General features: G+C 67.1%; 2 protein-coding genes. Both read right to left on the bottom strand.

Annotated features, from left to right (window positions below):
* Window positions 1-12: 12 nt before the first annotated feature.
* Entirely contained in the window at window positions 13-681 is a 669-nt protein-coding gene (gene ftsE / locus NH448_RS23390) for a cell division ATP-binding protein FtsE (RefSeq protein ID WP_045991304.1), read from the bottom strand.
* Window positions 678-1,859 (bottom strand): signal recognition particle-docking protein FtsY (ftsY, locus tag NH448_RS23385; protein WP_253029593.1); only part of this gene is annotated, 1,182 nt, incomplete at its 5' end. The genes ftsY and ftsE, both read right to left, overlap by 4 nt.

Raw genomic sequence — 1,859 nt, 5'->3', positions numbered from 1 at the left:
AATGGCGAGCGCTCATGCGGCCTCCTCGTCGGCCACCAGGCGCCCCTCGCTCAGGCGCAGGGTGCGGTGACGCAGCCTGGCGATCAACGCCAGATCGTGACTGGCGATCATCACCGTGGTGCCGATGCGATGAAAGTCCTCGAACAGCCCCATGATATCGGCGGACAACTGAGGGTCGAGATTACCGGTAGGCTCATCGGCCAGCAGCAGGGCGGGCTTGTTGACCACCGCCCGGGCGATGCCCACGCGCTGCTGCTCGCCGCCGGAAAGTTCGATGGGAAGCGCCTTTTCGCGGTGCAGCAGGCCGACCTTGTCGAGTGCGGCGCGGACCCGCCGCGCGATATCCCGCGGCGCCAGGCCGCGGATCTCCAGCGGCAACGCCACATTGTGATAGATCGAGCGGTCGAACAGCAGCTGGTGGTCCTGGAAGACCACCCCGATCTGACGCCGGTAGAACGGCAACTGGCTGGGATGCAGCTTGTCGATATCGTGACCGGCGACCATCACCCGTCCGCGACTGGGTCGCTCCAGGCGCATGATCAGCCGAAGCAGCGAACTCTTGCCGGCACCGGAATGGCCGGTGAGAAACACCATCTCGCCCCGCGAGACGCGAAAATCGATATTGGAGAGCGCCTCGAAGCGCCCTCCATAGCGCTTGCCGACGTGCTCGAAGGCGATCATTCGTCGGCGTCACTCGGGCGACGATCGAACAGGGCGTCGACGAAGTCCTCGGCCTTGAACGGCCGCAGGTCATCCAGACTCTCACCCACCCCGATAAAGCGGATCGGCGTCTTCAGCTGCTTGGCCAGGGCGAAGATCACGCCCCCCTTGGCGGTACCGTCGAGCTTGGTCAGGGTGATCCCGCTGACCGGAACCGCCTCGTTGAAGGTGGCCGCCTGGGACAAGGCGTTCTGGCCGGTACCGGCGTCGAGCACCAGCATCACCTCGTGAGGCGCCTGCGCATCGAGCTTGCCCATCACCCGATGGACCTTCTTGAGCTCTTCCATCAGGTGACTCTTGTTGTGCAGGCGACCAGCGGTATCGGCGATCAAGACGTCGACGCCACGGGCACGGGCCGCCGCCACGGCGTCATAGATCACCGAGGCGCTGTCGGCGCCGGTGTGCTGAGCCACCACCGGCACGCTGTTGCGCTCGCCCCACACCTTGAGCTGCTCTACCGCAGCCGCGCGGAAGGTATCCCCCGCCGCCAGCATCACGCTCTTGCCCTCGCGCTGGAAGCGCTGGGTCAGCTTGCCGATGGTGGTGGTCTTGCCGACGCCGTTGACGCCCACCACCAGGATGACGAAGGGCCCACCGTCGGCGGTCTCGAGGCTCAGGGGCTGGCTGACCTCGCCGAGCATGGCGGCCAGCTCCTGCTGCAGCGCACGATACAGCGCCTCGGGGTCCTTCAGCTCCTTGCGCGAGACGCGATCGGTCAGCGCCTCGATGATTTCGCTGGTGGCCTCGATACCGACGTCGGCCATCAGCAGCTGGGTCTCGATGTCCTCGATCAGCTCGTCATCGATCTGCTTGGCACCCATGAACAGGTCGGCCAGGCCGTCGCTCAGGTTGGCCCGAGTCTTGCCAAGGCCCTCGCGCATGCGCGCAAACCAGCCCTTCTTCTCGCCACCCTTGCCACCCTGCACCGGCGCTCTGGGCTTTTCCTGCAGGGCCGGGCCGGTGGGACGGCTGGGCTCGATCACCTCGGCGTGCTCGCGCTGGCCGGTGCCAGCGTTGGCGGCTGGCGGGCTTGCAGGTTCGGGCACCTCCGCCTCGGCCAACTTGTGCGCCGAGGCCGGCGATTCATCTTCGGCGGGCTCGCCAGCCGGCTGGGGGGCGGCCGGCGGCGCCTGGTCGGC

The sequence above is a fragment of the Halomonas sp. OfavH-34-E genome (assembly GCF_024124525.1).
GTDB lineage: Bacteria > Pseudomonadota > Gammaproteobacteria > Pseudomonadales > Halomonadaceae > Halomonas > Halomonas litopenaei.
Note: the sequence above shows the minus strand (reverse complement) of the source record. Positions and strands in the feature narration are given on the sequence as shown.